Genomic DNA, 23,787 nt, shown 5'->3' with positions numbered 1-23,787 from the left:
GCACTCACGCGATCACGTCCGGTGATCGAGTCCCTTGATCGCCTTTGGGGCGTGTCGCCGCTGCCGTTACTATGCAAGCTGCATGCCCGTGTGTCTCTGCAGCCGGGCACGATCCCTAAAGTCAGCCCCAAGGAGACCCAACCGTGAAGAGCGCCGTCGAGACCCTGAACCCGACTCGGGTTCGGCTCAGCATTGAGGTGCCCTTCGAGGAGCTCAAGGACAGCCTCGACGCGGCGTACAAGAAGATCAACCAGCAGGTCACGGTGAAGGGCTTCCGGAAGGGCAAGATCCCGGCGCGCGTCATCGACCAGCGGTTCGGCCGCGGTGCGGTCCTGGAGGAGGCGGTCAACGACGCCCTCCCGAAGTTCTACACGGAGGCGGTCAACGAGGCCGAGCTCAATGTCCTGGGCCAGCCCGAGGTCGACATCACCGACCTGAAGGACGGCGAGACGCTGAACTTCACCGCCGAGGTCGACATCCGCCCGGCCCTCGAGATCCCGGACTACTCCGGCATCGAGGTCGAGGTGGACGCCGTCGAGGTCACCGAGGAGGACATCGACCAGTCGGTCGAGCAGCTCCGCGAGCGCTTCGCGTCGACCTCCCCGGTCGAGCGGGCCGCCGAGGACGGCGACGTCGTCACCATCGACCTGGAGGCCAAGGTCGGCGGCGAGGTGCTGGAGGACGGCATCGCCAGCGGCGTCTCCTACACCATCGGCTCGGGCGAGCTGCTGGAGGGCATCGACGACGCCGTCAAGGGCCTGGAGGCCGGTGGCGAGGCCACCTTCGCCTCCGAGCTCAAGGGCGGCTCCGCGGCCGGCCAGGAGGCTGAGGTCACCGTCAAGGTCACCCAGGTCGCCGCCCGTGAACTGCCCGAGCTGGACGACGAGTTCGCGCAGCTCGCCTCGGAGTTCGACACCCTGGAGGAGCTGCGGGCGGACAGCCGCAAGCGCCTCGAGAACATGAAGCAGTACGACCAGGCCACCCAGGCCCAGGAGCGCGTGCTCGACAAGCTCCTGGAGCTCGTCGAGGTGCCCGTCCCCGAGAAGCTGCTCGAGGACGAGATCAACACCCGCAAGCACAACCTGGAGCACCACCAGCTCGGTCAGATGGGCCTCGACCTCCCGAAGTACCTGGAGATCCAGGGCAAGACGGAGGAGGAGTTCGAGACCGAGACCAGTGAGGCCGCGGTCAAGGGCATCAAGACCCAGTTCGTCCTCGACGAGCTGGTCAAGCAGGAGAAGCTGAACGTCAACCAGGAGGAGCTCACCGAGCACCTCATGCGTCGCGCGGCCTCCTCCGGCATGTCCCCCGACCAGTTCGCCCAGGCCGTCGTCGAGGGCGGCCAGGTGCCCCTCCTCGTCGGCGAGGTCGCCCGCGGCAAGGCCCTGGCCATCGTGGTCGAGGCCGCCACGGTCAAGGACACCAACGGCGAGGTCATCGACCTCGACGACGAGGACGAGACCGCCGAGACGGTCGAGGCCCCCGAGACGGCCGAGGCCGCCACCGAGGAGACCCCGGCCGAGGAGAAGACCGAGGGCTGAGCCCACGGCGCCTTGTAGGGCGTAGGACGGGCCCTGGGGAGCTTTGACCCCGGGGCCCGTTCGCCTACCCGGAGCCGACCGTCCGCCGTGGACAGCTACGCCCCCGGCGAACACCACCCTTCCCGGGATTCACCGGACGGGCCTGCGCGTTAGGGTCCATGAGTACGGGGGCCGGAGAGTCCCTTTTGCAGCCCCCCGGACGGGAACACGTGAAGACGGCCCGGCGCCGTCGTAAGACGAGCAGGTGGATACGTGACGAATCTGATGCCCTCCGCCGCCGGCGAGCCTTCCATCGGTGGTGGCCTCGGCGACCAGGTCTACAACCGGCTGCTCGGCGAGCGGATCATCTTCCTCGGCCAGCCGGTCGACGACGACATTGCCAACAAGATCACCGCGCAGCTGCTGCTTCTCGCCGCTGACCCGGACAAGGACATCTACCTCTACATCAACAGCCCCGGCGGCTCGATCACGGCCGGCATGGCGATCTACGACACCATGCAGTACATCAAGAACGACGTGGTGACGATCGCCATGGGCCTCGCCGCCTCCATGGGCCAGTTCCTGCTCAGCGCGGGCACGCCCGGCAAGCGCTTCGCGCTGCCGAACGCCGAGATCCTGATCCACCAGCCGTCCGCCGGCCTGGCCGGCTCGGCCTCCGACATCAAGATCCACGCCGAGCGCCTGCTGCACACCAAGAAGCGCATGGCGGAGCTGACCTCCCAGCACACCGGTCAGTCGTTCGCGGAGATCACCCGCGCTTCGGACCGCGACCGCTGGTTCGACGCCGACGAGGCCAAGGATTACGGCCTCATCGACGAGGTCATCACGACGGCAGCCAACATGCCGGGCGGCGGCGGCACCGGGGCCTGAGGCCCCCTGCAAGCCCACAGCCGACCGCCTCAGCCCCTAGGAGAGAGACAGTGAACGACTTCCCCGGCAGCGGCCTGTTCGACCGCACGCGCGCCGAGTACACGGGTCCCACGGCGGAGTCCCGTTACGTCATCCCGCGCTTCGTGGAGCGCACCTCGCAGGGCGTGCGCGAGTACGACCCTTACGCGAAGCTCTTCGAGGAGCGCGTGATCTTCCTCGGCGTCCAGATCGACGACGCCTCCGCCAACGACGTCATGGCGCAGCTGCTGTGCCTGGAGTCGATGGACCCCGACCGGGACATCTCGGTCTACATCAACAGCCCCGGTGGCTCCTTCACGGCGCTCACGGCCATCTACGACACGATGCAGTTCGTGAAGCCCGATGTCCAGACGGTCTGCATGGGTCAGGCGGCCTCCGCCGCCGCGATCCTGCTCGCAGCCGGTACGCCGGGCAAGCGCATGGCGCTGCCGAACGCGCGCGTGCTGATCCACCAGCCCTACAGCGAGACCGGCCGCGGACAGGTCTCCGACCTGGAGATCGCCGCCAACGAGATCCTGCGGATGCGCGCGCAGCTGGAGGAGATGCTGGCCAAGCACTCCACCACGCCGATCGACAAGATCCGCGAGGACATCGAGCGCGACAAGATCCTGACCGCCGAGGAGGCGCTCTCCTACGGTCTGATCGACCAGATCATCTCCACCCGGAAGATGAACAACGCCGCCGTCTCCTAGACGGAAGGCTGTATCGTCTGCCGCCCCTTGGCATGGTTGATGTGCTTTGACACGCTGCACGTCAAAGTGAACCGCGCCAAGGGGGGCCCGAACGGGGGGCCCGGCAAGGTACCGTCGGATTAAGGCAGCACCAGGAGCCGCTGGATCTAGGCGTCTCCCAGGCGAAGGGGAAGCACACCGTGGCACGCATCGGTGACGGCGGCGATCTGCTCAAGTGCTCGTTCTGCGGCAAGAGCCAGAAGCAGGTCAAGAAGCTCATCGCAGGGCCTGGTGTGTACATCTGCGACGAGTGCATCGATCTCTGCAACGAGATCATCGAGGAAGAACTCGCGGAGACCAGTGAGGTCCGCTGGGAGGAACTCCCCAAGCCGCGGGAGATCTACGAGTTCCTGGAGGGCTACGTCGTGGGCCAGGAGCCCGCGAAGAAGGCCCTGTCCGTCGCGGTCTACAACCACTACAAGCGCGTCCAGGCCGGCGAGAACGGTGGCGCCAACGGCCGTGACGACGCGATCGAGTTGGCGAAGTCCAACATCCTTCTGCTCGGTCCCACGGGCTCCGGCAAGACCCTGCTCGCCCAGACCCTGGCCCGCATGCTGAACGTGCCGTTCGCCATCGCGGACGCCACGGCGCTGACGGAGGCGGGTTACGTCGGCGAGGACGTCGAGAACATCCTCCTGAAGCTGATCCAGGCGGCGGACTACGACGTCAAGAAGGCCGAGACCGGGATCATCTACATCGACGAGATCGACAAGGTCGCCCGTAAGAGCGAAAACCCGTCGATCACCCGCGATGTCTCCGGCGAGGGCGTTCAGCAGGCCCTCCTGAAGATCCTTGAGGGCACCACGGCCTCGGTGCCGCCGCAGGGCGGACGCAAGCACCCGCACCAGGAGTTCATCCAGATCGACACGACGAACGTGCTGTTCATCGTGGGCGGTGCCTTCGCCGGTCTGGAGAAGATCATCGAGTCGCGGGCCGGCGCCAAGGGCATCGGCTTCGGCGCGACGATCCACTCGAAGCGGGAGCTGCAGGCCAAGGACCAGTTCGAGGACGTCATGCCGGAGGACCTGGTCAAGTTCGGCATGATCCCCGAGTTCATCGGCCGCCTCCCCGTCATCACCTCGGTCCACAACCTGGACCGCGAGGCGCTGCTCCAGATCCTGATCGAGCCGCGCAACGCGCTGATGAAGCAGTACCAGCGTCTCTTCGAACTCGACGGCGTGGAACTGGACTTCGAGCGCGAGGCCCTGGAGGCCATCGCCGACCAGGCCATCCTCCGCCAGACCGGCGCCCGCGGCCTGCGCGCCATCATGGAGGAAGTCCTCATGTCCGTGATGTACGAGGTTCCGTCCCGCAAGGACGTGGCCCGAGTCGTCATCACGGCGGACGTCGTCCACTCCAACGTGAACCCGACCCTCATTCCGCGGGACGCGCGGAACGGACGGGGTCCGGGGGAGCAGAAGACGGCGTAACCGCCGCGCGGCACAGCACGCATCGAAGGGGCCCCGGTCAACTGACCGGGGCCCCTTCGATGTTGATACCTACCGCGTCAGGCCTTCACGCGGACGTCGTTGCGGAGCTTCGCCGTCAGGGAGGCCACGTCGGTGACCGAACCGCCGTCGCCGCTGGCGAGTTCGGCGAGGCCGAAGGACGTGACCGCGGCGACCGTGCTGTGGTCACCCCAGATGCACATGGGCATCTTGATGGTCTTGGCCGCACCGGCGCTCGTGCTCGACGAGTCGTTGTTCGTGATCTCGGCGACCTGGCACTTCATGATGCCGTTCTCGAACCCGGCCGGCGTGACCTTCGCCGGGCTGCCGACCAGCTTGCCGGTGCTGTCGCCGCTGCCGTCGTCCTTCTCGGACTCGGTCTTCAGCTTCGCGAACATGGCGTCGACGACGGCCTCGGGGTCGTCGATGGTGCCGTAGACGCCGCTGAAGGAGAGGTTCTTGGCGCTGAGCCCCGTGCCCTTCGCGTAGCCCGCGCTCGCGTCCTTGGGGTCCTTGACCCCCCACTTCTCGAAGTCCGCCTTGTCCTTGGCGGTCATCTCGTCAGCGGAGTCTGCGTCCGACTTCTTGTACTCGCCGTTCAGCACGGTCGCCGGCGTCGTCAACTTGTGCGCCCCGTCGTCCTTGACGCCTCCCGAGCCGCTGCCGCCACCCCCGCCGATCACGAAGTACGCCCCGACCGCGATCGCCGCCACGACCGCCACCGCGCCGATGATCAGGCCCGTCTTCTTGCCGCCGCCACCGGAGGCCGGCGGCTGCGGCGGGTAGGGCTGCTGGCCGTACGGGTTGGGCTGCGGGGGTACGCCCTGCGGGGGCTGCTGCGGGTAGCCGTAACCGGGCTGCGGCTGGGCGGGCGGCTGCTGGGGGTAGCCGTAGCCGGGCTGGGGCGCCTGCGGCTGCTGCTGGCCGTAAGGGCCCTGCTGACCGTACGGACCGGGCTGCTGGGGCTGCCCGCCGTACGGGCCCGGCTGGTTGTGACTCATTCCTGGGTTCCCCTCCAGATGTTTATGTGGCCCTGACATCCTGGCGCAGGCACCGGGACCGCACTGCATCGGGGGCCGCACCGTTACAGAACAAAGGCGTTTCGGGACACGCCCGCGACACCCCTAAACTGGGCCCGTGACCGAGAATGCTCAGCAGCAGCCCACAGCGCCCGACACCGAACTGCCGACCCAGTACGCGCCGGCCGACGTAGAGGGACCGCTGTACGAGCGCTGGGTAGAACGGGGTTACTTCGCCGCCGACGCGAAGAGCGAGAAGCCGCCGTACACCATCGTCATCCCGCCGCCGAACGTCACCGGCTCCCTCCACCTGGGCCACGCCTTCCAGCACACGCTCATGGACGCCCTCACCCGCCGCAAGCGCATGCAGGGCTTCGAGGCGCTGTGGCTGCCCGGCATGGACCACGCCGGCATCGCCACCCAGAACAAGGTCGAGCAGCAGCTCGCCGAGGAGGGCAAGTCCCGCCAGGACCTGGGCCGCGAGGAGTTCGTCGAGCGCGTCTGGCAGTGGAAGGAGGAGTACGGCGGCAAGATCCTCGGCCAGATGCGCCGCCTCGGTGACGGCGTCGACTGGAGCCGCGAGCGCTTCACCATGGACGAGGGCCTCTCCCAGGCCGTCCAGACCATCTTCAAGCGGCTGTACGACGACGAGTTGATCTACCGCGCCGAGCGCATCATCAACTGGTGTCCGCGCTGTCTGACGGCCATCTCCGACATCGAGGTGGAGTACCAGGAGGACGACGGCGAGCTGGTCTCCATCAAGTACGGCGAGGGGGACGAGACGCTGGTCGTCGCGACCACCCGCGCGGAGACGATGCTCGGTGACACCGCCGTCGCCGCCCACCCCGACGACGAGCGCTACAAGCACCTCGTCGGCAAGAGGATCAAGCTGCCGCTGACCGACCGTACGATCCCCGTCGTCGCGGACACGCATGTCGACCCCGAGTTCGGCACGGGCGCCGTCAAGGTCACCCCGGCCCACGACCCCAACGACTTCGCGATCGGCCAGCGCCACGGCCTGGAGTCGATCACGGTCATGGACGAGCGCGCGGTCATCACGGTCCATGGTCCCTTCGCGGGCCTGGACCGCTTCGAGGCGCGCAGCGCCATCGTCGCCGCGCTGCGCTCACAGGGCCGGATCGTCGCCGAGAAGCGCCCCTACGCCCACTCCGTCGGCCACTGCTCGCGCTGCCGGACCACGATCGAGCCGCGCCTGTCCATGCAGTGGTGGGTCAAGGTCGGCCCGCTCGCCCAGGCCGCCGGTGACGCGGTCCGCGACGGCCGGGTCAAGATCCACCCCGAGGACATGTCGAAGCGGTACTTCGACTGGGTCGACAACATGCACGACTGGTGCATCTCACGCCAGTTGTGGTGGGGCCACCGCATCCCCGTCTGGTACGGCCCCGAGGGCGAGGTCGTCTGCGTCGGCCCCGACGAGGAGCCGCCGACCGGCGAGGGCTGGCGCCAGGACACGGACGTCCTGGACACCTGGTTCTCGTCCGGCCTGTGGCCCTTCTCCACCCTCGGCTGGCCCGAACAGACCGCGGATCTGCGGAAGTTCTACCCGACCGACGTCCTGCTGACCGGCCACGACATCATCTTCTTCTGGGTCGCCCGGATGATGATGTTCGGCCTCTACGCGATGGACGGCGAGGTCCCCTTCAAGACGATCGCGCTGACCGGCCTGGTCCGCGACGAGCGCGGCAAGAAGATGTCGAAGTCCTTCGGCAACGTCGTCGACCCGCTCGACTGGATGGACAAGTACGGCTCCGACGCCGTCCGCTTCACCCTGGCCCGCGGCGCCAACCCCGGCACCGACGTGCCGATCGGCGAGGACTGGGTCCAGGCGTCCCGGAACTTCGCGAACAAGATCTGGAACGCCACGCGCTTCGCGCTGATGAACGGCGCGACGATCGAGGGCCCGCTGCCGGCTCCTTCGGAGATGTCGGCGACGGACCGCTGGATCCTGTCCCGCCTGAACAAGACGGTGGCCGAAGTCGACGCGTTCTACGACGACTTCCAGTTCGCCAAGCTCTCCGACGCGCTGTACCACTTCGCGTGGGACGAGGTCTTCGACTGGTACGTCGAGCTGTCCAAGACGACGTTCCAGGCGGGCGGCGAGGCGGCGGAGGTCTCGAAGCGGGTCCTGGGCGAGGTCCTCGACGTCACCCTCAAGCTGCTCCACCCGGTCGTCCCCTTCGTCACGGACACCCTGTGGACGACCCTCACGGGCGGCGAGTCGGTCGTGATCGCGGACTGGCCGGGCGACAGCGGCTTCCGTGACGAGGCCGCCGAGCGCGAGATCGAGACCCTCCAGGCCGTCATCACCGAGGTCCGCCGCTTCCGCGCCGACCAGGGCCTCCAGCCCGGCCAGCGCGTCCCGGCCCGCCTCACCCTCGACGGCACGGACCTCGCCCCGCACGAGGCGGCCATCCGTCAGCTCCTGCGCCTCCAGCCGGAGGGCGACGCCTTCACGGCCACGGCGACGCTCCCGATCTCCGGTGCCGAGGTGGCCCTCGACCTCTCCGGCACGATCGATGTCGCCGCGGAACGCAAGCGCCTCGCGAAGGACCTCGCGGCCGCCGAGAAGGAGAAGGCCCAGGCCACCGCCAAGCTCGGCAACGAGGCCTTCCTGGCCAAGGCCCCGGACAACGTGGTCGACAAGATCCGAGGCCGCCTGACCAAGGCGGACGAGGACATCGCCCGCATCAAGTCCCAGCTGGACAGGCTGCCCCAGGCGTAAGCAGGCTTGTACGGCAGTGAAGGCCCCGGTACCGAAAGGCGCCGGGGCCTTCATGCCGTCTGCTTTAGGGGCGCGGGGAACTGCGCGACCAGCCACAACGCACCCGCACCCGCCGACCAAGCCCACCCACCCCACTCCCTGGGCGCACTGTCGGTCCGCCTCCGTAGACTGGCCCCGTGAGCGACACCGACCCCTTCGACGAGATCATCGCCAACGAAACCGACCGCGACCCCGACCTCGCGGTCATCGAGGCCGGCAGCCGCACCCTGCGTACCCAGGGCGCACCGCCGGAGGCAGACGTGCCGGCGCGTCCCGAGGACCCCGAGGTCGACAAGGCCCTGCGCGCGGTCGAGGCGGACCTCGCGACCCGGTGGGGCGAGACCAAGCTGGAGCCGTCGGTCACCCGCATCGCCGCGCTCATGGATCTCCTGGGCGACCCCCAGCGCTCGTACCCCTCGATCCACATCACCGGTACGAACGGCAAGACGTCCACGGCCCGCATGATCGAAGCCCTCCTCGGCGCCTTCGAGCTGCGCACCGGCCGTTACACGTCCCCGCACGTCCAGTCCGTCACCGAGCGGATCAGCCTGGACGGCGCCCCGATCTCCGCCGAGCGCTTCATCGAGACGTATGAGGACATCAAGCCGTACGTCGAGATGGTCGACGCGCAGCAGGAGTTCCGCCTGTCCTTCTTCGAGGTGCTCACGGGCATGGCGTACGCCGCCTTCGCGGACGCGCCGGTCGACGTGGCCGTCGTCGAGGTCGGCATGGGCGGCACGTGGGACGCGACGAACGTGATCGACGGTGACGTCGCCGTCGTCACCCCCATCGACCTGGACCACACCGACCGGCTCGGCGAGACGCCCGGCGCGATCGCGCAGGAGAAGTCCGGTGTCATCAAGCAGGACGCGACGGTCATCCTGGCCCAGCAGCCGGTGGACGCGGCCCAGGTGCTGCTGAAGAAGGCGGTCGACGTCGACGCCACCGTGGCCCGCGAGGGCCTGGAGTTCGGCGTCGTCGCCCGCCAGGTCGCCGTCGGCGGCCAGTTGGTCACCCTGCGCGGTCTGGGCGGTGAGTACGGCGAGGTGTACCTCCCGCTGCACGGCGCCTACCAGGCGCACAACGCGGCGGTCGCCCTCGCCGCCGTGGAGGCGTTCTTCGGCGTCGGCTCCCAGCGCCCCGAGCCGCTCGACCTCGAAACGGTCCGCAAGGCCTTCGCGGCGGTGTCCTCGCCGGGCCGCATGGAGGTCGTACGCCGCTCGCCCACCGTCGTACTGGACGCGGCCCACAACCCGGCCGGCGCGCGCGCCACCGCCGAGGCGGTCGGCGAGGCCTTCGACTTCAGCCGGCTGATCGGCGTGGTCGGGGCGAGTGGCGACAAGAACGTGCGGGGGCTGCTGGAAGCCTTCGAGCCGATCTTCGCCGAGGTCGTCGTCACGCAGAACTCCAGCCATCGCGCGATGGACACCGACGAGCTGGCGGGCATCGCCGTCGAGGTGTTCGGCGAGGACCGCGTCCAGGTCGAGCCGAGGCTGCCGGACGCGCTGGAGGCGGCGATCACGCTGGCCGAGGAGGACGGCGAGTTCGCGGGCGGCGGCGTGCTCGTGACCGGCTCCGTCATCACCGTGGGCGAGGCCCGACTGCTCCTGGGGAGGGGCTGACAACCCGTGCGTACGCTCTGTTCCTCCACCCTGATCGGCGAGTTCTTCGTGATCGGCTTCGCCGGTCTGGTGGCCATGAAGGACCCCGACCTGTCCATGTCGGCCGTGTGGACGGTCAGCGGCATCGCGATGCTCCTGTCCGTCCTGCTGTGCGCCGTGGTGACCCGCCCCGGCGGGATTGCCATGGGCTGGGCGCTGCAGATCGCCCTGATCGCGTCCGGCTTCATCGTGCCGTCGATGTTCGTCCTCGGGGCGATCTTCGCGGCCCTGTGGTGGGCGTCGGTGCACTACGGCAGGAAGATCGACGAGGCGAAGGCGAGATTCGCCGCGCAGGCGGGCTCCTCTACACCTGACGCTGTGTGACAACGGCCCCGACACGCCCTGTAATCTTCGAACACCCCGCACGATTCTTGATCCATAGGAGCCCGCCGTGACTCAGCGCACCCTCGTCCTGCTCAAGCCCGACGCGGTCCGCCGTGGCCTGACCGGCGAGATCATCGGCCGCATCGAGCGCAAGGCCGGCTGGCAGATCACCGCGCTGGAGCTGCGCACCCTGGACCAGGAGACGCTGGAGCAGCACTACGGCGAGCACAAGGGCAAGCCGTTCTACGAGCCGCTGGTGGAGTTCATGGCCTCCGGTCCGGTCGTCGCGCTGATCGTCGAGGGTGACCGGGTCATCGAGGGTGTGCGCGCCCTGGCAGGACCGACCGACCCGATCGCCGCCGCCCCCGGTTCCATCCGCGGCGACTTCGGCGTGATCGTGCGGGAGAACCTGATCCACGCCTCCGACTCGGAGGAGTCCGCCGAGCGCGAGGTGAAGATCTTCTTCCCGGGCCGTGGATAGGGATTCTTTTGGATCAGGTCGGCATGGGCGCTGGCGATCGGGGGAACGCGTGCCCCCGAACGCCCGTCTCCACAAGCGGAGCCGCGCATCATCTGCTGACAATGGCGAAGACCCTAACGCAGTGTTCGCGAAGGCGCGTCTACGATGGAAGCCTTCACGTCACTGCACCCACTTCGCCGACCTGAAAAGCCCTCAAAAGCTCCCAGGAAGGCCAGACGAATCCTGATGGGGAACTCAATGTCGTTCATCGGCCGTGACATGGCTGTCGACCTCGGGACCGCCAACACGCTGGTGTACGTCAGGGGTCGCGGGATCGTACTCAACGAGCCGTCCGTGGTCGCGATCAACACCAACACCGGTGGAATTCTTGCGGTCGGCTCCGAAGCCAAGAAGATGATCGGGCGGACACCGGGCAACATCGTTGCCGTGCGTCCGCTGAAGGACGGTGTCATCGCCGACTTCGAGATCACCGAGCGCATGCTCCGCTACTTCATCCTGAAGATCCACAAGCGGCGCTATCTCGCCCGTCCCCGTGTCGTCGTCTGTGTGCCCTCGGGCATCACGGGCGTCGAGCGCCGTGCCGTCATCGAGGCGTCGTCCCAGGCCGGCGCCCGCCAGGTGCACATCATCGAGGAGCCCATGGCCGCGGCCATCGGTTCCGGCCTGCCGGTCCACGAGGCCACGGGCAACATGGTGGTGGACATCGGCGGCGGCACCACGGAGGTCGCGGTCATCTCGCTCGGTGGCATCGTCACCGCCCAGTCCATCCGCGTCGCGGGCGACGAGTTGGACAACGCGATCATCCAGCACATCAAGAAGGAGTACTCGCTCCTTCTGGGTGAGCGGACGGCTGAGCAGATCAAGATCACGATTGGTTCCGCGTACGACCTCGACGACGACCAGCACACCGAAATCCGCGGCCGGGACCTGGTCTCCGGCCTGCCCAAGACCGTTGTCATCTCGGCGGCCGAAGTCCGCAAGGCGATCGAAGAGCCCGTCAACGCGATCGTCGACGCGGTGAAGACGACCCTCGACAAGTGCCCGCCGGAGCTGTCCGGCGACATCATGGACCGCGGGATCGTCCTGACCGGCGGCGGAGCCCTGCTGCGCGGCCTGGACGAGCGGCTGCGCCGGGAGACCGGCATGCCGATCCACATCGCCGAGGACCCGCTGGACAGCGTGGCGCTCGGTTCCGGCAAGTGCGTCGAGGAGTTCGAGGCACTTCAGCAGGTTCTCGACGCCTCCCCGCGCAGATGACGTAACTCTTCGATTCCGCCGTACGAGACGATCTCCTCTCGTGCGGCGGATCGTTGATATAGAGGCATAAGCTCGCGCATAAACAACCACCTGCATGGCACACACACCCCCTGCACATTCCTACGAGGAAGGCACGGCCGCCGCACGTGAGGGACACACGAGAGAGCCGGCTGCTCCTGGTGCTGCTGATCGCCGTCGCGTTCGCGCTGATCACGGTGGACATCCGCGGTGGAGAGGATTCGCCGGTCGACGGTGCCCGCCAGGCCGCGGCCACGGTCTTCGGCCCGATCGAGAACGGTGTGTCGTCAGCCGTCGACCCGGTCGGCAACGCGGTCTCCGCGATCCGTGACTCCGGCGACCGGCACGACCGGCTCGCCCGTCTGGAGCAGGAGAACGCGGCCCTCAAGGCGAAGCTCGGCAGCGACGACCGCAACGCCAGCCGCCTCAAACAGCTCGACAAGATGCTGAAGGTCGCCGGCGAGGGCCAGTACGGCATCAAGGGCGCCCAGGTCATCGGCATAGGAGCGGCCCAGGGCTTCTCCTGGACCGTCTCCATCGACATCGGTGCCAACGACGGCATCAAGCGCGACATGACCGTCCTCAACGGCGACGGTCTGGTCGGCCGCGTGACGACCGTCGGCCCCAACACCTCCACCGTGCTGCTCGCCAACGACCCCGACTTCACCGTCGGCACCCGCATGGAGGACAGCGACGAACTCGGCTTCGCCTCCGGACAGGGCGACCGCCCGCTGCGCGTCGAACTCCTCAACGGCAAGGCCGAGGTGAAGAAGGGCGACCGGCTGGTCACCTTCGGCTCCCAGGCCGACAAGCCCTTCGTGCCGGGCGTCCCGGTCGGCATCGTCTCCCGCGTCGAACCCTCCGCGGGCGGCCTGACCCGCACCATCTACGTCACGCCGTACGTCGCCTTCACCAAACTCGACGTCATCGGCGTCGTCGTGGAGGCCCCCAAGCAGGACCCGCGTGACGCGGTGCTCCCGAAGAAGCCCAAGCCGACCCCCACCCCGACGGTCACCGTCACGGTCACCCCGTCCGCAGGCGCACCCGTCGACGGTCAACAGCAAGAGCAGCAGTAGGAGCTGAGTCACCCCCATGCGCGTCAACCGGATCCTGCTCTCCTCGGCCCTGGTCGTCGTCGCCCTGGTGCTCCAGGTGAGCGTCCTCGCCCGCCTCCACCTCCCGGGTGCCGTCCCCGACCTGCTGCTCCTGACCGTCCTCGGCCTCGCCATGGTCTACGGCCATGTCGGCGGCGCCCTCGTCGGCTTCGGCGCCGGCCTGCTCGCCGACCTCGCGCCACCCGCCGACCACGCGGCCGGCCGCTACGCCCTGGTGCTGTGCGTCGTCGGCTATCTCGCCGGGCTCGCCAGACCGGAGAACGGCCGGCTCAAGTCGGCGACCGGCCCCATGGTCGTCGTGGTCGCCGCCGCGGTCGGCTCGACCCTGCTGTACGCGGGCGTGGGCGCTCTGGTCGGCGACACCGCCGCCCGCCATGTCGGCCTGCCCAGCCTGCTGTTCTCGGCCGCCCTGTACGACCTGCTGCTGGCCCCGTTCGTCGTGCCCGGCATCATGGCGCTGGCCCGGAAGGCGGAGAACGACCCGCTCGCCGAGACCAACTCCGCGGCGAACAAGGCCACCGACATCTCCTCCGGCTGGCTGTCGGCCGGCACCGGCCTGAAGATCGGCGGCCAGCGCGGCGGCCTCGGCGGCCTGAAGACCAAGGCGCGTGCCCGCACCACCCGCGTGGGCCGCATCAAGGGGGTCAAGCGGCTGTGAGGGCGCGGGAGTTGGCGGCCTTTCACAGGTACGTCGGATATGACACAGACACACACTGAGAGGGGGAGGCAGCCGCAGTGACCAATATCCCCGAGACCGGTCGGACCCCACGCGTCCAGATCAGGCTCGTCGTCATCCAGATCCTCGTCCTCTCCCTGCTCGGCACCCTCGGCGGACGCCTGTGGTACCTGCAGATCCGCGAGGGCAACGAGTACGCCAAGGAGGCGTCGGGCAACCACGTCCAGCAGGTCGTCGAGCCGGCCGTACGCGGCTCGATCCTGGACGCGCGCGGTGTGCCGCTCGCCGACAACGAGACCCGGCTGGTGGTCTCCGCCTCCCGCACCGACCTGCTGAAGATGAAGGACGACGGCAGGGCCGTCCTCACCAAGCTGGCCGGCGTCCTCGGGATGAAGCCCGAAGAGGTCATCCAGAAGGTGCGGCTGTGCGACGCGCAGACGCCCAAGCCGTGCTGGAACGGCTCGCCCTACCAGCCGATCCCGATCACCGACGAGGCCACCGCCAAGCAGGCCCTGCAGATCCGCGAGCGCGCCGAGGACTTCCCCGGCATCACCGCCGAGCCGGAGGCCGTGCGCCGCTACGCGAGCCCCGGCAAGTCCAACACCGCCCAGGTCCTCGGCTATCTCTCGCCGGTCACCGACGACGAGATCACCAAGGCCCAGGACACCGACTCGCCCTACCTGCGCTCCGACCAGGTCGGCCGCTCGGGCCTGGAGCGCCAGTACGACAAGGAACTGCGCGGCAAGGCCGGCGTCACCCGCTACGAGGTCGACAACCTCGGGCGCGTCATCGGCAAGGCCGAGGCGGACGCCGCCGAGCCCGGCGCCAACCTCGTCACCAGCATCGACGCCCGCGTCCAGCGGGTCGCCGAGTACGAGCTGGACAACGCGATGAAGATCGCCCGCGGCCAGTTCGACAAGATCACCGGCGAGAACTACAAGGCCGACTCCGGTGCCGTGGTCGTCATGGAGGCCAAGACCGGCCGGGTCGTCGCCATGGCGTCCGCGCCGACCTACGACCCGAACGTCTGGGTCGGCGGCATCTCCGCCAAGGACTACAAGAAGCTCACCGGCAAGAACTCCGACTACCCGCTGCTGAACCGCGCCATACAGGGTCAGTCCGCGCCCGGTTCGACCTTCAAGGTGGTCTCCACGGCCGCCGCGGTCGAGGCCGGCTACGAGTGGGACGGCGGCTACCCCTGCACCAGTTCGTACTCGGTCGGCGGCCAGGTCTTCAAGAACTTCGAGGGCGAGAGCTTCGGCCCCATCTCGCTGGGCCGCGCCCTGGAGGTGTCCTGCGACACCGTCTTCTACGGCCTCGCGGACCGCGAGTGGAAGAAGGACGGCGGCATCAACCCGAAGAAGGGTGAGCCCAAGGACTACTTCTACAAGGCGGCCCACCAGTTCGGCCTCGGCAAGGAGACCGGCATCGACCTCCCGAACGAGGTCACCGGCCGCGTCCCGGACCGCCAGTGGAAGCTCGACTACTGGAAGGCCAACAAGGTCGGCTGGTGCAAGTCCGGTAAGAAGGACGGCAGTTACGTCGAGAAGATCGCGTACGAGAACTGCCTCGAAGGCAACAAGATGCGCGAGGGCGACTCGATCAACTACTCCATCGGCCAGGGCGACACCCTCGTCACGCCGATCCAGGAGGCCGCGATCTACGGCGCCCTCGCCAACGGCGGCACCATGTACCAGCCCACCATCGGCAAGGCGATCGTCAGCCCCGACGGCAAGACCGTCCAGGAGATCAAGCCGAAGTCCGTGGGCAAGCTGCCGGTCAACCAGGCCACCATCAAGGGCATGGACAGCGCCCTTGCCGGCGTGGTCACCCGCGGTACCGCCGCGTGGAAGTTCGGCGGCTGGCCGCAGGACAAGATCCCGCTGCACGCCAAGACCGGTACCGCCGAGGTCTACGGCAAGCAGACCACGTCCTGGCTCGCCACGTACTCCAAGGACTACACGGTCATCATGACCATCGCCCAGGCCGGTACCGGTTCGGGCGCCTCCGGTGAGGCCGTGCGCGGGATCTACAACGCCCTCTACGGCGTCCAGGCCGACGGCACGATCGACAAGAAGAAGGCGATGCTGTCGACCCCGCAGAAGGGGCTGCCGAAGGTCAGGACGGACGGCACGATCGACTCCCCGAAGATCGCCAAGGACCCGGTCAAGGAGCTCAAGGCGACCGACGGGGGCACGGCCGCGCCGGACGAGACACAGCCCGGCGCGACCACCAACACGCCGACGACGAACCAGAACACGCGAAGGCGACCCCGTAAGCGAGGCAGCCGGAGGATGCTCACATGACCGGCAACAGCTTCTCCGTCTCCGGCTACGGCCCCGAGCGCGCCGGCTGGACCCGGCTCCTGGCCCGCGACTCGCTGGCCCGCCGGCTCGACTGGCCGATACTGCTGGCCGCGCTCGCCCTGTCGATGATGGGCGCGATCCTCGTCTTCTCGGCGACCCGCAACCGCACCGAGATCAACCAGGGCGACCAGTACTACTTCCTCATCCGGCACCTCATGAACACCGGCATCGGCTTCTGCCTGATGATCGGCACCGTCTGGCTCGGCCACCGCACCCTGCGCACCGCCGTCCCGATCCTCTACGGCGCCTCGGTCTTCCTGATCCTGCTGGTGCTCACCCCGCTTGGTTCCACGGTCAACGGCGCGCACTCCTGGATCGTGCTCGGCGGCGGCTTCTCGCTCCAGCCCTCGGAGTTCGTGAAGATCACGATCATCCTCGGCATGGCGATGCTGCTGTCCGCGCGGGTCGACGCCGGCGACAAGAAGTACCCCGACCCCCGTACGGTCCTGCAGGCCCTGGGCCTGGCCGCCGTACCGATCCTGGTCGTGCTGCTCATGCCCGACCTCGGCTCGGTCATGGTCATGGTGATCATCATCCTCGGCGTGCTGCTCGCCTCCGGCGCCTCCAACCGCTGGGTGTTCGGGCTGATCTCCACGGGTGCGCTGGGCGCGATCACGGTCTGGCAGCTGCACATCCTGGACGACTACCAGATCAACCGCTTCGCCGCCTTCGCCAACCCCGACCTCGACCCGGCGGGCGTCGGCTACAACACCAACCAGGCGCGCATCGCGATCGGCTCGGGCGGGCTGACCGGCTCCGGGCTGTTCCACGGCTCGCAGACCACCGGCCAGTTCGTGCCCGAGCAGCAGACCGACTTCGTCTTCACGGTCGCGGGGGAGGAGCTCGGCTTCGTCGGCGCGGGCCTGATCATCGTCCTGCTCGGCGTCGTGCTGTGGCGGGCCTGCCGCATCGCCCGGGAGACGACCGAGCTGTACGGCACGATCGTGGCCGCCGGGATCGTGGCCTGGTTCGCCTTCCAGGCCTTCGAGAACATCGGCATGACCCTCGGCATCATGCCGGTCACCGGCCTGCCACTGCCCTTCGTCTCGTACGGCGGCACCTCGATGTTCGCGGTGTGGGTGGCGGTGGGGCTGTTGCAGTCGATCAGGGTGCAGCGACCGATGTCGGCGTAGGCAATCGCCCGTTGACCCTGAGTTTCCCCGGGATTCACCCATGATGGGCCCTGACGCTCGGCAGGGAATCCCATTACATTCAGGTCATGGCGGACACAAAGCGTGAGATCGAGCGGAAGTACGAATCCGACGACAGCGGGTTGCCCGACCTGACCGGCGTCGCCGGTGTCGCGGCCGTCCTCGACAAGGGCGTCGCCCACCTGGACGCCACCTACTACGACACCGCCGACCAGCGCCTGGCCGCCGCCGGAATCACCCTCCGCCGCCGCACCGGCGGCTCGGACGCCGGCTGGCACCTCAAGTTCCCGGTCGCCCCCGACATCCGCGACGAGATCCACGCCCCGCTCGCCGACACCCTCCCGCGCAGCCTCGAAGGACTGGTCCGCGCCCGCGTCCGGGACGCCGAGCTGATCCCGGTCGTCCGGCTGCGCTCCGACCGCGACCTGCGCCACCTCGTCGACGCCGACGGCCGCCTCCTCGCCGAGGTCAGCGTGGACGCCGTACACGCCGAGGGGCTCGCGCCCGGCGCCGGCACCGCGCAGTGGACCGAGCTGGAGGTCGAGCTCGCCGACGGCGGCGACCCGGCCTTCCTCGACAAGGTCGACAAGCGGCTGCGCAAGGCGGGCGTACGACCCTCCAAGTCCTCCTCCAAGCTGGCCCGGGCGCTGGCCGAGACCGGACCGAAGAAGAAGCGCGGCAAGAAGCAGCAGCCGTCGCAGCCCTCGCCCGCGGAGCCCGTGACCGCCGGCGACCACGTCCTCGCGTACGTCCGCGAGCAGCGGGACGCGATCCTCGACCTCGACCCGGCCGTACGACAGGACGCACCCGACTCCGTGCACCGCATGCGCGTCGCCACCCGCCGGACACGCAGCGCCTTCCGCTCGTACGGGAAGGTCCTCGACCGCACCGTCACCGACCCGATCGGCGAGGAACTGAAGTGGCTGGCCGGCGAACTCGGCGTCGACCGGGACCGCGAGGTGATGACCGAGCGCCTCTCCGCCGCCGTCGGCGCCCTGCCCCGCACCCTCGTCTACGGCCCCCTCCGCACCCGCCTGCGCACCTGGGCCAACGCCCGCCGCGGCGGATCGCGCCGCCGCCTGACCGGCGTACTGGACTCCAAGCGCTACCTGGCCCTGCTCGACGCGCTGGACGCCCTGGTCGCGGACCCGCCGCTGCTGGCGGACGCCGCCGGGAAACCGGAGAAGGTGATCGCCAAGGCCGTGCGCAAGGACTTCGGGAAGCTGTCGGTCCTGGTGGAGCAGGCCCTCGACCTGGAACCCGGCGCCGAGCGCGACGTGGCGATCCACGAGGCGCGCAAGAAAGCCAAGCGCGCCCGGTATTCGGCCGAGGCCGCCGCGCCCGCCCTCGGATCTCCCGCGTCCGCCCTGGTCAAGTCGATGAAGTCGGTGCAGAGCCTGCTCGGCGACCACCAGGACAGCGTGATGACCCGCCAGACCCTGCGCGAGCTGGCCGCCGTGGCGCACGCCGCGGGGGAGAACACCTTCACGTACGGGCTGCTGCACGGGCGCGAGGAGCAGGTCGCGGCGAGCGTCGAGGCGCGGCTGCCGGAGGCGTGGGCGGGGATCAAGGCGTCCGCGGCGTTCTGATCGGTGAAGAGGCCCTGGGCGCTCCTGGGCGCTCTTGGCGGTCGGGGAGGTCCCGAGGTCGCGTTAGGCTGGATGGTCACCCCAGTCCTTTCAGTCCAGCCCACGAAGGTGCGCGAGATGCCTGCCGAAGTCGCTGCGGCCGCAGAGTCCGTGTTTCCGCAGCTCGAAGCCCTGCTCCCGCATGTGCAGAAGCCGATCCAGTACGTCGGCGGTGAGCTCAACTCCACGGTCAAGCCGTGGGAGTCCTGCGATGTCCGCTGGGCGCTCATGTACCCGGACGCGTACGAGGTCGGGCTGCCCAACCAGGGCGTCATGATCCTCTACGAGGTCCTGAACGAGCAGCAGGGCACCCTCGCCGAGCGCACGTACAGCGTGTGGCCGGACCTGGAGGCTCTGATGCGGGAGCACGGCGTCCCGCAGTTCACGGTGGACAGCCACCGCCCGGTGGGCGCCTTCGACGTGTTCGGGCTCAGCTTCTCCACGGAACTGGGCTACACGAACATGCTCACGGCCCTGGACCTGGCCGGGATCCCCCTGGAGTCCAAGAACCGTACCCTCGACGACCCGATCGTCCTGGCCGGCGGCCACGCGGCCTTCAACCCCGAGCCGATCGCGGAGTTCATCGACGCGGCGATCATCGGCGACGGCGAGCAGGCGGTCCTCGACATGACGAGGATCATCCGCGAGTGGAAGGCGGAGGGCCGCCCCGGCGGCCGCGAGGAAGTCCTCCTCCGCCTCGCGAAGACGGGTTCGGTCTACATCCCCGCGTTCTACGACGTCGAGTACCTCGCCGACGGCCGTATCGCCCGCGTGGTCCCCAACCGGTCGGGCGTCCCGTGGCGCGTCTCCAAGCACACGGTCATGGACCTGGACGAGTGGCCGTACCCCAAGCAGCCGTTGGTCCCCCTGGCGGAGACCGTCCACGAGCGCATGTCCGTCGAGATCTTCCGCGGCTGCACCCGCGGCTGCCGCTTCTGCCAGGCCGGCATGATCACCCGCCCGGTCCGCGAGCGCTCGATCACGGGCATCGGCGAGATGGTGGAGAAGGGCCTCAAGGCGACGGGCTTCGAGGAGGTGGGCCTGCTGTCGCTGTCGTCGGCCGACCACTCGGAGATCGGCGACATCGCGAAGGGCCTGGCGGACCGGTACACGGAGGACAAGATCGGCCTGTCCCTCCCGTCCACCCGCGTCGACGCCTTCAACGTGGACCTGGCGAACGAGCTGACGCGCAACGGGCGGAGGTCCGGGCTCACCTTCGCCCCGGAGGGCGGCTCGGAGCGCATGCGCAAGGTCATCAACAAGATGGTCACGGAGGAGGACCTCATCCGGACCGTCTCCACGGCGTACGGCAACGGCTGGCGCCAGGTGAAGCTGTACTTCATGTGCGGCCTGCCGACGGAGACCGACGAGGACGTCCTCCAGATCGCCGACATGGCGATGAACGTGATCGCCGAGGGCCGCAAGGTCTCCGGCCAGAACGACATCCGCTGCACGGTCTCGATCGGCGGCTTCGTCCCCAAGCCCCACACCCCCTTCCAGTGGGCCCCGCAGCTCTCGGCGCAGGAGACGGACGCCCGCCTGGGGAAGCTCCGCGACAAGATCCGCGGCGACAAGAAATACGGCCGCTCGATCGGCTTCCGCTACCACGACGGCAAGCCGGGCATCGTGGAAGGCCTCCTGTCGCGCGGCGACCGCCGCATCGGCGCGGTCATCCGCGCGGTCTACGAGGACGGCGGCCGCTTCGACGGCTGGCGCGAACACTTCTCCTACGACCGCTGGATGCGCTGCGCGGACAAGACGCTGCCCGCCTTCGGCGTCGACGTCGACTGGTACACGACCCGCGAGAAGACCTACGAGGAGGTCCTCCCCTGGGACCACCTGGACTCGGGCTTGGACAAGGACTGGCTCTGGGAGGACTGGCAGGACGCCCTCGACGAGACGGAGGTCGAGGACTGCCGGTGGACGCCTTGCTTTGACTGTGGGGTGTGTCCGCAGATGGACACTTGGCCACAAGTAAGTAACAGCGGGAAGAAGTTGCTGCCGCTGACGGTCAAGAAGGACGGTCCGACCAGCGGACACACGCACTGACGTGAGTGAGGCGTTGGGGCGGATCGCGGAGGTGTTGGGGGACGGCGGCGAGGACGAGGTTGCTGCCGTCCTGGGGGCGCTCAGTGCTCAGCGTGGGCGGCAGGGGATCGTGCGCGAGACGCCGAGAACGCCGTTGCCGCTCTCTGGGGGCTGTTCGACCGTCCACTCCGAGGTGGAGTGGGTCTAGGGCTGACAAGCCTTGAGGAGCGCGATCTGCGTCGGCAGCCGCCCGCCCAAATGGCTGCCTCCAACTCGCGAGGTGATCTCAGGTGAGGCGTCTGCGACGAGTGGTGGTTCAGGGCACTGCTTGGTCGGCTCGCCCCGACCTCTGTGCGCAACTGGCCGGCCCCCTTGGACGTCTCTTCTTGGTATGACGTCCCTGCCCGCCGCGCCGCCCTGGCCGCACTGCGCACAGGGCGTCGGAATGGATGATCCGGTCGGCTGCCGCGGTCTCCGGATCGAGCCGCTCGGGCGGTGCCTGCGCCATCTCACCGATCGCGAACGCGCCGCTTACTTCAGCGGCCTTGGCCCCGGCAGCGCAGTGGATCACCGAGGCACTGAGCTGGACGCGCTCCTGCTCACGCAGCTGCTAGACGCCTTACGTGATCCTGTCACTAGAGCTGTCCGACTCGGTCATGCCGACTTCCGGTCAGCGACTTTCGAGGGCACCGCCGATTTCCGGTCGGCGATCTTCGAGACCAACGCCGACTTCCGGTCAGCGACTTTCATGGGCACGGCCAACTTCGTGTCCGTGACCTTCAAGAGCAATGCCTGGTTCGGGTCGGCGGCCTTTGCGGGCGTCACCTGGTTCGAGTTGACGAGGTTCGCGGCCGTTGCCGGATTCGCAGCGGTGACCTTTAAGCACGATGTTGCGTTCGTGTCGCCGACCTTCGAGGGTGCTGCCCGGTTCGAATCGGCGACCTTTGAGGGTTACACCGACTTCCGGACGGCGACTTTCAAGGATCATGCCCGGTTCAGGTCGGCAGTCTTCAAGAGTGACGCTCGGTTCACAGAAGTGTTCTTTAAGGACGCTGCCTTCAAGTCGGCTGTCTTCGAGTGCAACGCCTGGTTCAGATCGGCGACCTTCGAGGGCGACGCTCGATTTGGGTTGGCGATCTTCGAGGGCGACGCCGACTTCCGGTCGGCAGTCTTCAAGGGCAACGTCCGGTTCACGTCAGCGGTTTTCAAGCGATCGGCTGGTCTGGGACCGTTGGTGTGGGCAGGGGAGGTGACTCTGTCCGGGGCGGTGTTCAGCTGCCCCGTAACCATTGCGATCGCCGCGCGACGTCTGGAGTGTTGGCGGACGCGTTGGTCGTCAACGGCTGCGTTGCAGCTGCGGTACGCCACAGTCGACTTCGCCCACTCTGTCTTCGAACACCCGCTCACGATCATTGCGGAGCCCGATCTCTTCCGCCTATCTGACGGAACGTTGGTGGACGAACAAGTTCTCTCCAGGGCTCCCGAAGCCACAGTTTGGGTGGCTTCGCTTCGAGGCGTGGATGCTGCCCACCTGGTCCTCGCCGACGTCAACCTGTCGCGTTGCCTGTTTACAGGGACTGTTCATCTGGACCAGCTGCGGCTGGAGGGTACTTGCTCCTTCGAGGTGGTCCCACCCCGTACGCACTGGTGGAACGGGCGCCCTGTGTGGTTCACGCAGCGCCGCACCCTCGCCGAAGAACATCACTGGCGTTCCGGTCGACCGGGGGCGATCCGGGGGTGGAACACGGCTGTGTTTGGTACTGGGCACGTCGGGCCGGCGCAGCTAGCTCCGGTGTACCGGGCTTTGCGTAAGTCTTTCGAGGATGGGAAGAACGAGCCGGGGGCTGCCGACTTTTATTACGGTGAGATGGAGATGCGGCGCCATGACTCCAGCACCTCCCGTGCCGAACGCCGCCTGCTCACCGCCTACTGGGCGCTCTCTGGCTACGGGCTGCGAGCCACTCGGGCTCTGGTTTGGCTGTTGTTGGCCATGACTGCAACGTTGCTGGCGATGATGCTGTGGGGCCTGGCCGTCGACGATCCGAAGCCGGTCTCTACGGGGAAGGTGACCGGTCAGGACATCCGGCTCACCACCGACACCCCCAACCCGGCCAACCCCATCGGCCCACTACAGGAACGGATATCGAGCGGGCGGTTCGAGAAGGGCCTCCGCGTGGTGATCAACGCGGTGGTCTTCCGCTCATCCGACCAGGATGTCACCTCCGCCGGGACCTACATCGAAATGCTCTCCCGTCTGACGGAGCCAGTCCTCCTGGGTCTGGCCGTCCTCGCGGTCCGCAATCGAGTGAAGCGGTAGCAACCGGCGCCACTGTCGAGTGCAAGGCCGCCAGTGGATTTCCCTAGCCCCGTGCCTGCAGATGGATACTTGGCCACAACTGAGCGACAGCGGGAAGAAGCTGCTGCCCCTGACGGCCAAGAAGGACGCTCCGACCAGCGGACATAACCACTGAGGTGAGTGAGCCTCTGGAGCGGATTGTTGATGCCCTGGCGGCGGCGAGCGAGGACGATGTAGCCGCCGCGCTCCGTCATCTCGGGGTCCTGGAGGCGCGGCACGTCCCTCAGGAGGCCCCGAGAACGCCACTGCCGGGGCCTGGGAGCCGTGTGGGCATCCACTCCGAGGTGGAGTGGGTT

18 protein-coding genes are annotated in these 23,787 nt (G+C 68.2%); 17 read left to right on the top strand and 1 reads right to left on the bottom strand.

The genetic code is table 11. The features are described 5' to 3' along the window. Window positions 1-143: 143 nt before the first annotated feature. From tig to clpX, 4 genes are all read left to right on the top strand, one after another. Window positions 144-1,541, top strand: coding sequence for a trigger factor (gene tig / locus M2283_RS14960; protein ID WP_280876681.1), 1,398 nt, complete (start codon window positions 144-146; stop codon window positions 1,539-1,541). Between the two features lie 264 nt (window positions 1,542-1,805). Beyond that, complete coding sequence (locus M2283_RS14955; protein WP_280876973.1) at window positions 1,806-2,411, top strand: ATP-dependent Clp protease proteolytic subunit; 606 nt, start codon at window positions 1,806-1,808, stop codon at window positions 2,409-2,411. 50 nt (window positions 2,412-2,461) lie between these two features. Then, entirely contained in the window at window positions 2,462-3,142 is a 681-nt protein-coding gene (locus tag M2283_RS14950) for an ATP-dependent Clp protease proteolytic subunit (RefSeq protein ID WP_280876680.1), read from the top strand. 179 nt (window positions 3,143-3,321) lie between these two features. Then, window positions 3,322-4,611 carry an ATP-dependent Clp protease ATP-binding subunit ClpX gene (clpX, locus tag M2283_RS14945; RefSeq protein WP_280876679.1) on the top strand — a complete coding sequence of 430 codons (1,290 nt, stop codon included), beginning with the start codon at window positions 3,322-3,324 and terminating at the stop codon, window positions 4,609-4,611. A 77-nt stretch (window positions 4,612-4,688) separates the two neighbouring features. Here the strand turns inward: clpX and M2283_RS14940 are convergent, their stop codons facing one another. After that, the gene (locus M2283_RS14940; RefSeq protein WP_280876678.1) at window positions 4,689-5,630 is read right to left on the bottom strand and encodes a hypothetical protein; all 942 of its coding nucleotides are present in this window, start codon (window positions 5,628-5,630) and stop codon (window positions 4,689-4,691) included. A gap of 136 nt (window positions 5,631-5,766) precedes the next feature. Between M2283_RS14940 and M2283_RS14935 the strand changes: the two genes are divergently transcribed. From M2283_RS14935 to M2283_RS14875, 13 genes are all read left to right on the top strand, one after another. Beyond that, window positions 5,767-8,391: a valine--tRNA ligase gene (locus M2283_RS14935; protein ID WP_280876677.1), complete on the top strand. Its 2,625-nt coding sequence runs from the start codon at window positions 5,767-5,769 to the stop codon at window positions 8,389-8,391. Between the two features lie 176 nt (window positions 8,392-8,567). After that, the gene (folC, locus tag M2283_RS14930; protein WP_280876676.1) at window positions 8,568-10,052 is read left to right on the top strand and encodes a bifunctional tetrahydrofolate synthase/dihydrofolate synthase; all 1,485 of its coding nucleotides are present in this window, start codon (window positions 8,568-8,570) and stop codon (window positions 10,050-10,052) included. Between the two features lie 6 nt (window positions 10,053-10,058). Beyond that, window positions 10,059-10,415: a DUF4233 domain-containing protein gene (locus M2283_RS14925; RefSeq protein WP_280876675.1), complete on the top strand. Its 357-nt coding sequence runs from the start codon at window positions 10,059-10,061 to the stop codon at window positions 10,413-10,415. Between the two features lie 67 nt (window positions 10,416-10,482). Continuing rightward, entirely contained in the window at window positions 10,483-10,896 is a 414-nt protein-coding gene (gene ndk, locus M2283_RS14920; protein WP_280876674.1) for a nucleoside-diphosphate kinase, read from the top strand. A 237-nt stretch (window positions 10,897-11,133) separates the two neighbouring features. Beyond that, window positions 11,134-12,153: a rod shape-determining protein gene (locus M2283_RS14915; RefSeq protein ID WP_280876673.1), complete on the top strand. Its 1,020-nt coding sequence runs from the start codon at window positions 11,134-11,136 to the stop codon at window positions 12,151-12,153. Window positions 12,154-12,299: 146 nt separating this feature from the next. Continuing rightward, window positions 12,300-13,247 (top strand): rod shape-determining protein MreC, encoded by a 948-nt coding sequence (gene mreC / locus M2283_RS14910; protein ID WP_280876672.1) that lies wholly within the window; start codon window positions 12,300-12,302, stop codon window positions 13,245-13,247. A 16-nt stretch (window positions 13,248-13,263) separates the two neighbouring features. Beyond that, window positions 13,264-13,944: a rod shape-determining protein MreD gene (gene mreD / locus M2283_RS14905; RefSeq protein WP_280876671.1), complete on the top strand. Its 681-nt coding sequence runs from the start codon at window positions 13,264-13,266 to the stop codon at window positions 13,942-13,944. Between the two features lie 77 nt (window positions 13,945-14,021). After that, window positions 14,022-16,268, top strand: a complete 2,247-nt coding sequence (mrdA, locus tag M2283_RS14900) for a penicillin-binding protein 2 (protein WP_280876670.1) — start codon at window positions 14,022-14,024, stop codon at window positions 16,266-16,268. After that, a complete protein-coding gene (gene rodA, locus M2283_RS14895; RefSeq protein ID WP_280876669.1) occupies window positions 16,265-17,461 on the top strand; it encodes a rod shape-determining protein RodA in 1,197 nt (398 codons plus the stop codon). The genes mrdA and rodA overlap by 4 nt, the downstream gene beginning before the upstream one ends. Before the next feature lie 86 nt (window positions 17,462-17,547). After that, window positions 17,548-19,068, top strand: coding sequence for a CYTH and CHAD domain-containing protein (locus M2283_RS14890; RefSeq protein ID WP_280876668.1), 1,521 nt, complete (start codon window positions 17,548-17,550; stop codon window positions 19,066-19,068). Between the two features lie 117 nt (window positions 19,069-19,185). Beyond that, window positions 19,186-21,156 carry a TIGR03960 family B12-binding radical SAM protein gene (locus tag M2283_RS14885; RefSeq protein WP_280876667.1) on the top strand — a complete coding sequence of 657 codons (1,971 nt, stop codon included), beginning with the start codon at window positions 19,186-19,188 and terminating at the stop codon, window positions 21,154-21,156. A 1-nt stretch (window position 21,157) separates the two neighbouring features. Next, window positions 21,158-21,343 carry a hypothetical protein gene (locus M2283_RS14880; protein WP_280876666.1) on the top strand — a complete coding sequence of 62 codons (186 nt, stop codon included), beginning with the start codon at window positions 21,158-21,160 and terminating at the stop codon, window positions 21,341-21,343. Window positions 21,344-21,580: 237 nt separating this feature from the next. After that, window positions 21,581-23,452, top strand: a complete 1,872-nt coding sequence (locus tag M2283_RS14875; RefSeq protein WP_280876665.1) for a pentapeptide repeat-containing protein — start codon at window positions 21,581-21,583, stop codon at window positions 23,450-23,452. Window positions 23,453-23,787 lie beyond the last annotated feature (335 nt).

It is taken from the genome of Streptomyces pseudovenezuelae (assembly GCF_029892565.1).
Taxonomy (GTDB): domain Bacteria; phylum Actinomycetota; class Actinomycetes; order Streptomycetales; family Streptomycetaceae; genus Streptomyces; species Streptomyces pseudovenezuelae_A.
This window is presented reverse-complemented; position numbering and strand designations above follow the sequence as displayed.

Coding starts and splice junctions, on each gene's coding strand:
- M2283_RS14955 (WP_280876973.1), top strand. CDS start 1,806: ATGCCCTCCGCCGCCGGCGAGCCTTCCATCGGTGGTGGCCTCGGCGAC.
- M2283_RS14940 (WP_280876678.1), bottom strand. CDS start 5,630: ATGAGTCACAACCAGCCGGGCCCGTACGGCGGGCAGCCCCAGCAGCCC.
- M2283_RS14915 (WP_280876673.1), top strand. CDS start 11,134: ATGTCGTTCATCGGCCGTGACATGGCTGTCGACCTCGGGACCGCCAAC.
- mreD (WP_280876671.1), top strand. CDS start 13,264: ATGCGCGTCAACCGGATCCTGCTCTCCTCGGCCCTGGTCGTCGTCGCC.
- rodA (WP_280876669.1), top strand. CDS start 16,265: ATGACCGGCAACAGCTTCTCCGTCTCCGGCTACGGCCCCGAGCGCGCC.
- M2283_RS14890 (WP_280876668.1), top strand. CDS start 17,548: ATGGCGGACACAAAGCGTGAGATCGAGCGGAAGTACGAATCCGACGAC.
- M2283_RS14885 (WP_280876667.1), top strand. CDS start 19,186: ATGCCTGCCGAAGTCGCTGCGGCCGCAGAGTCCGTGTTTCCGCAGCTC.
- M2283_RS14875 (WP_280876665.1), top strand. CDS start 21,581: ATGGATGATCCGGTCGGCTGCCGCGGTCTCCGGATCGAGCCGCTCGGG.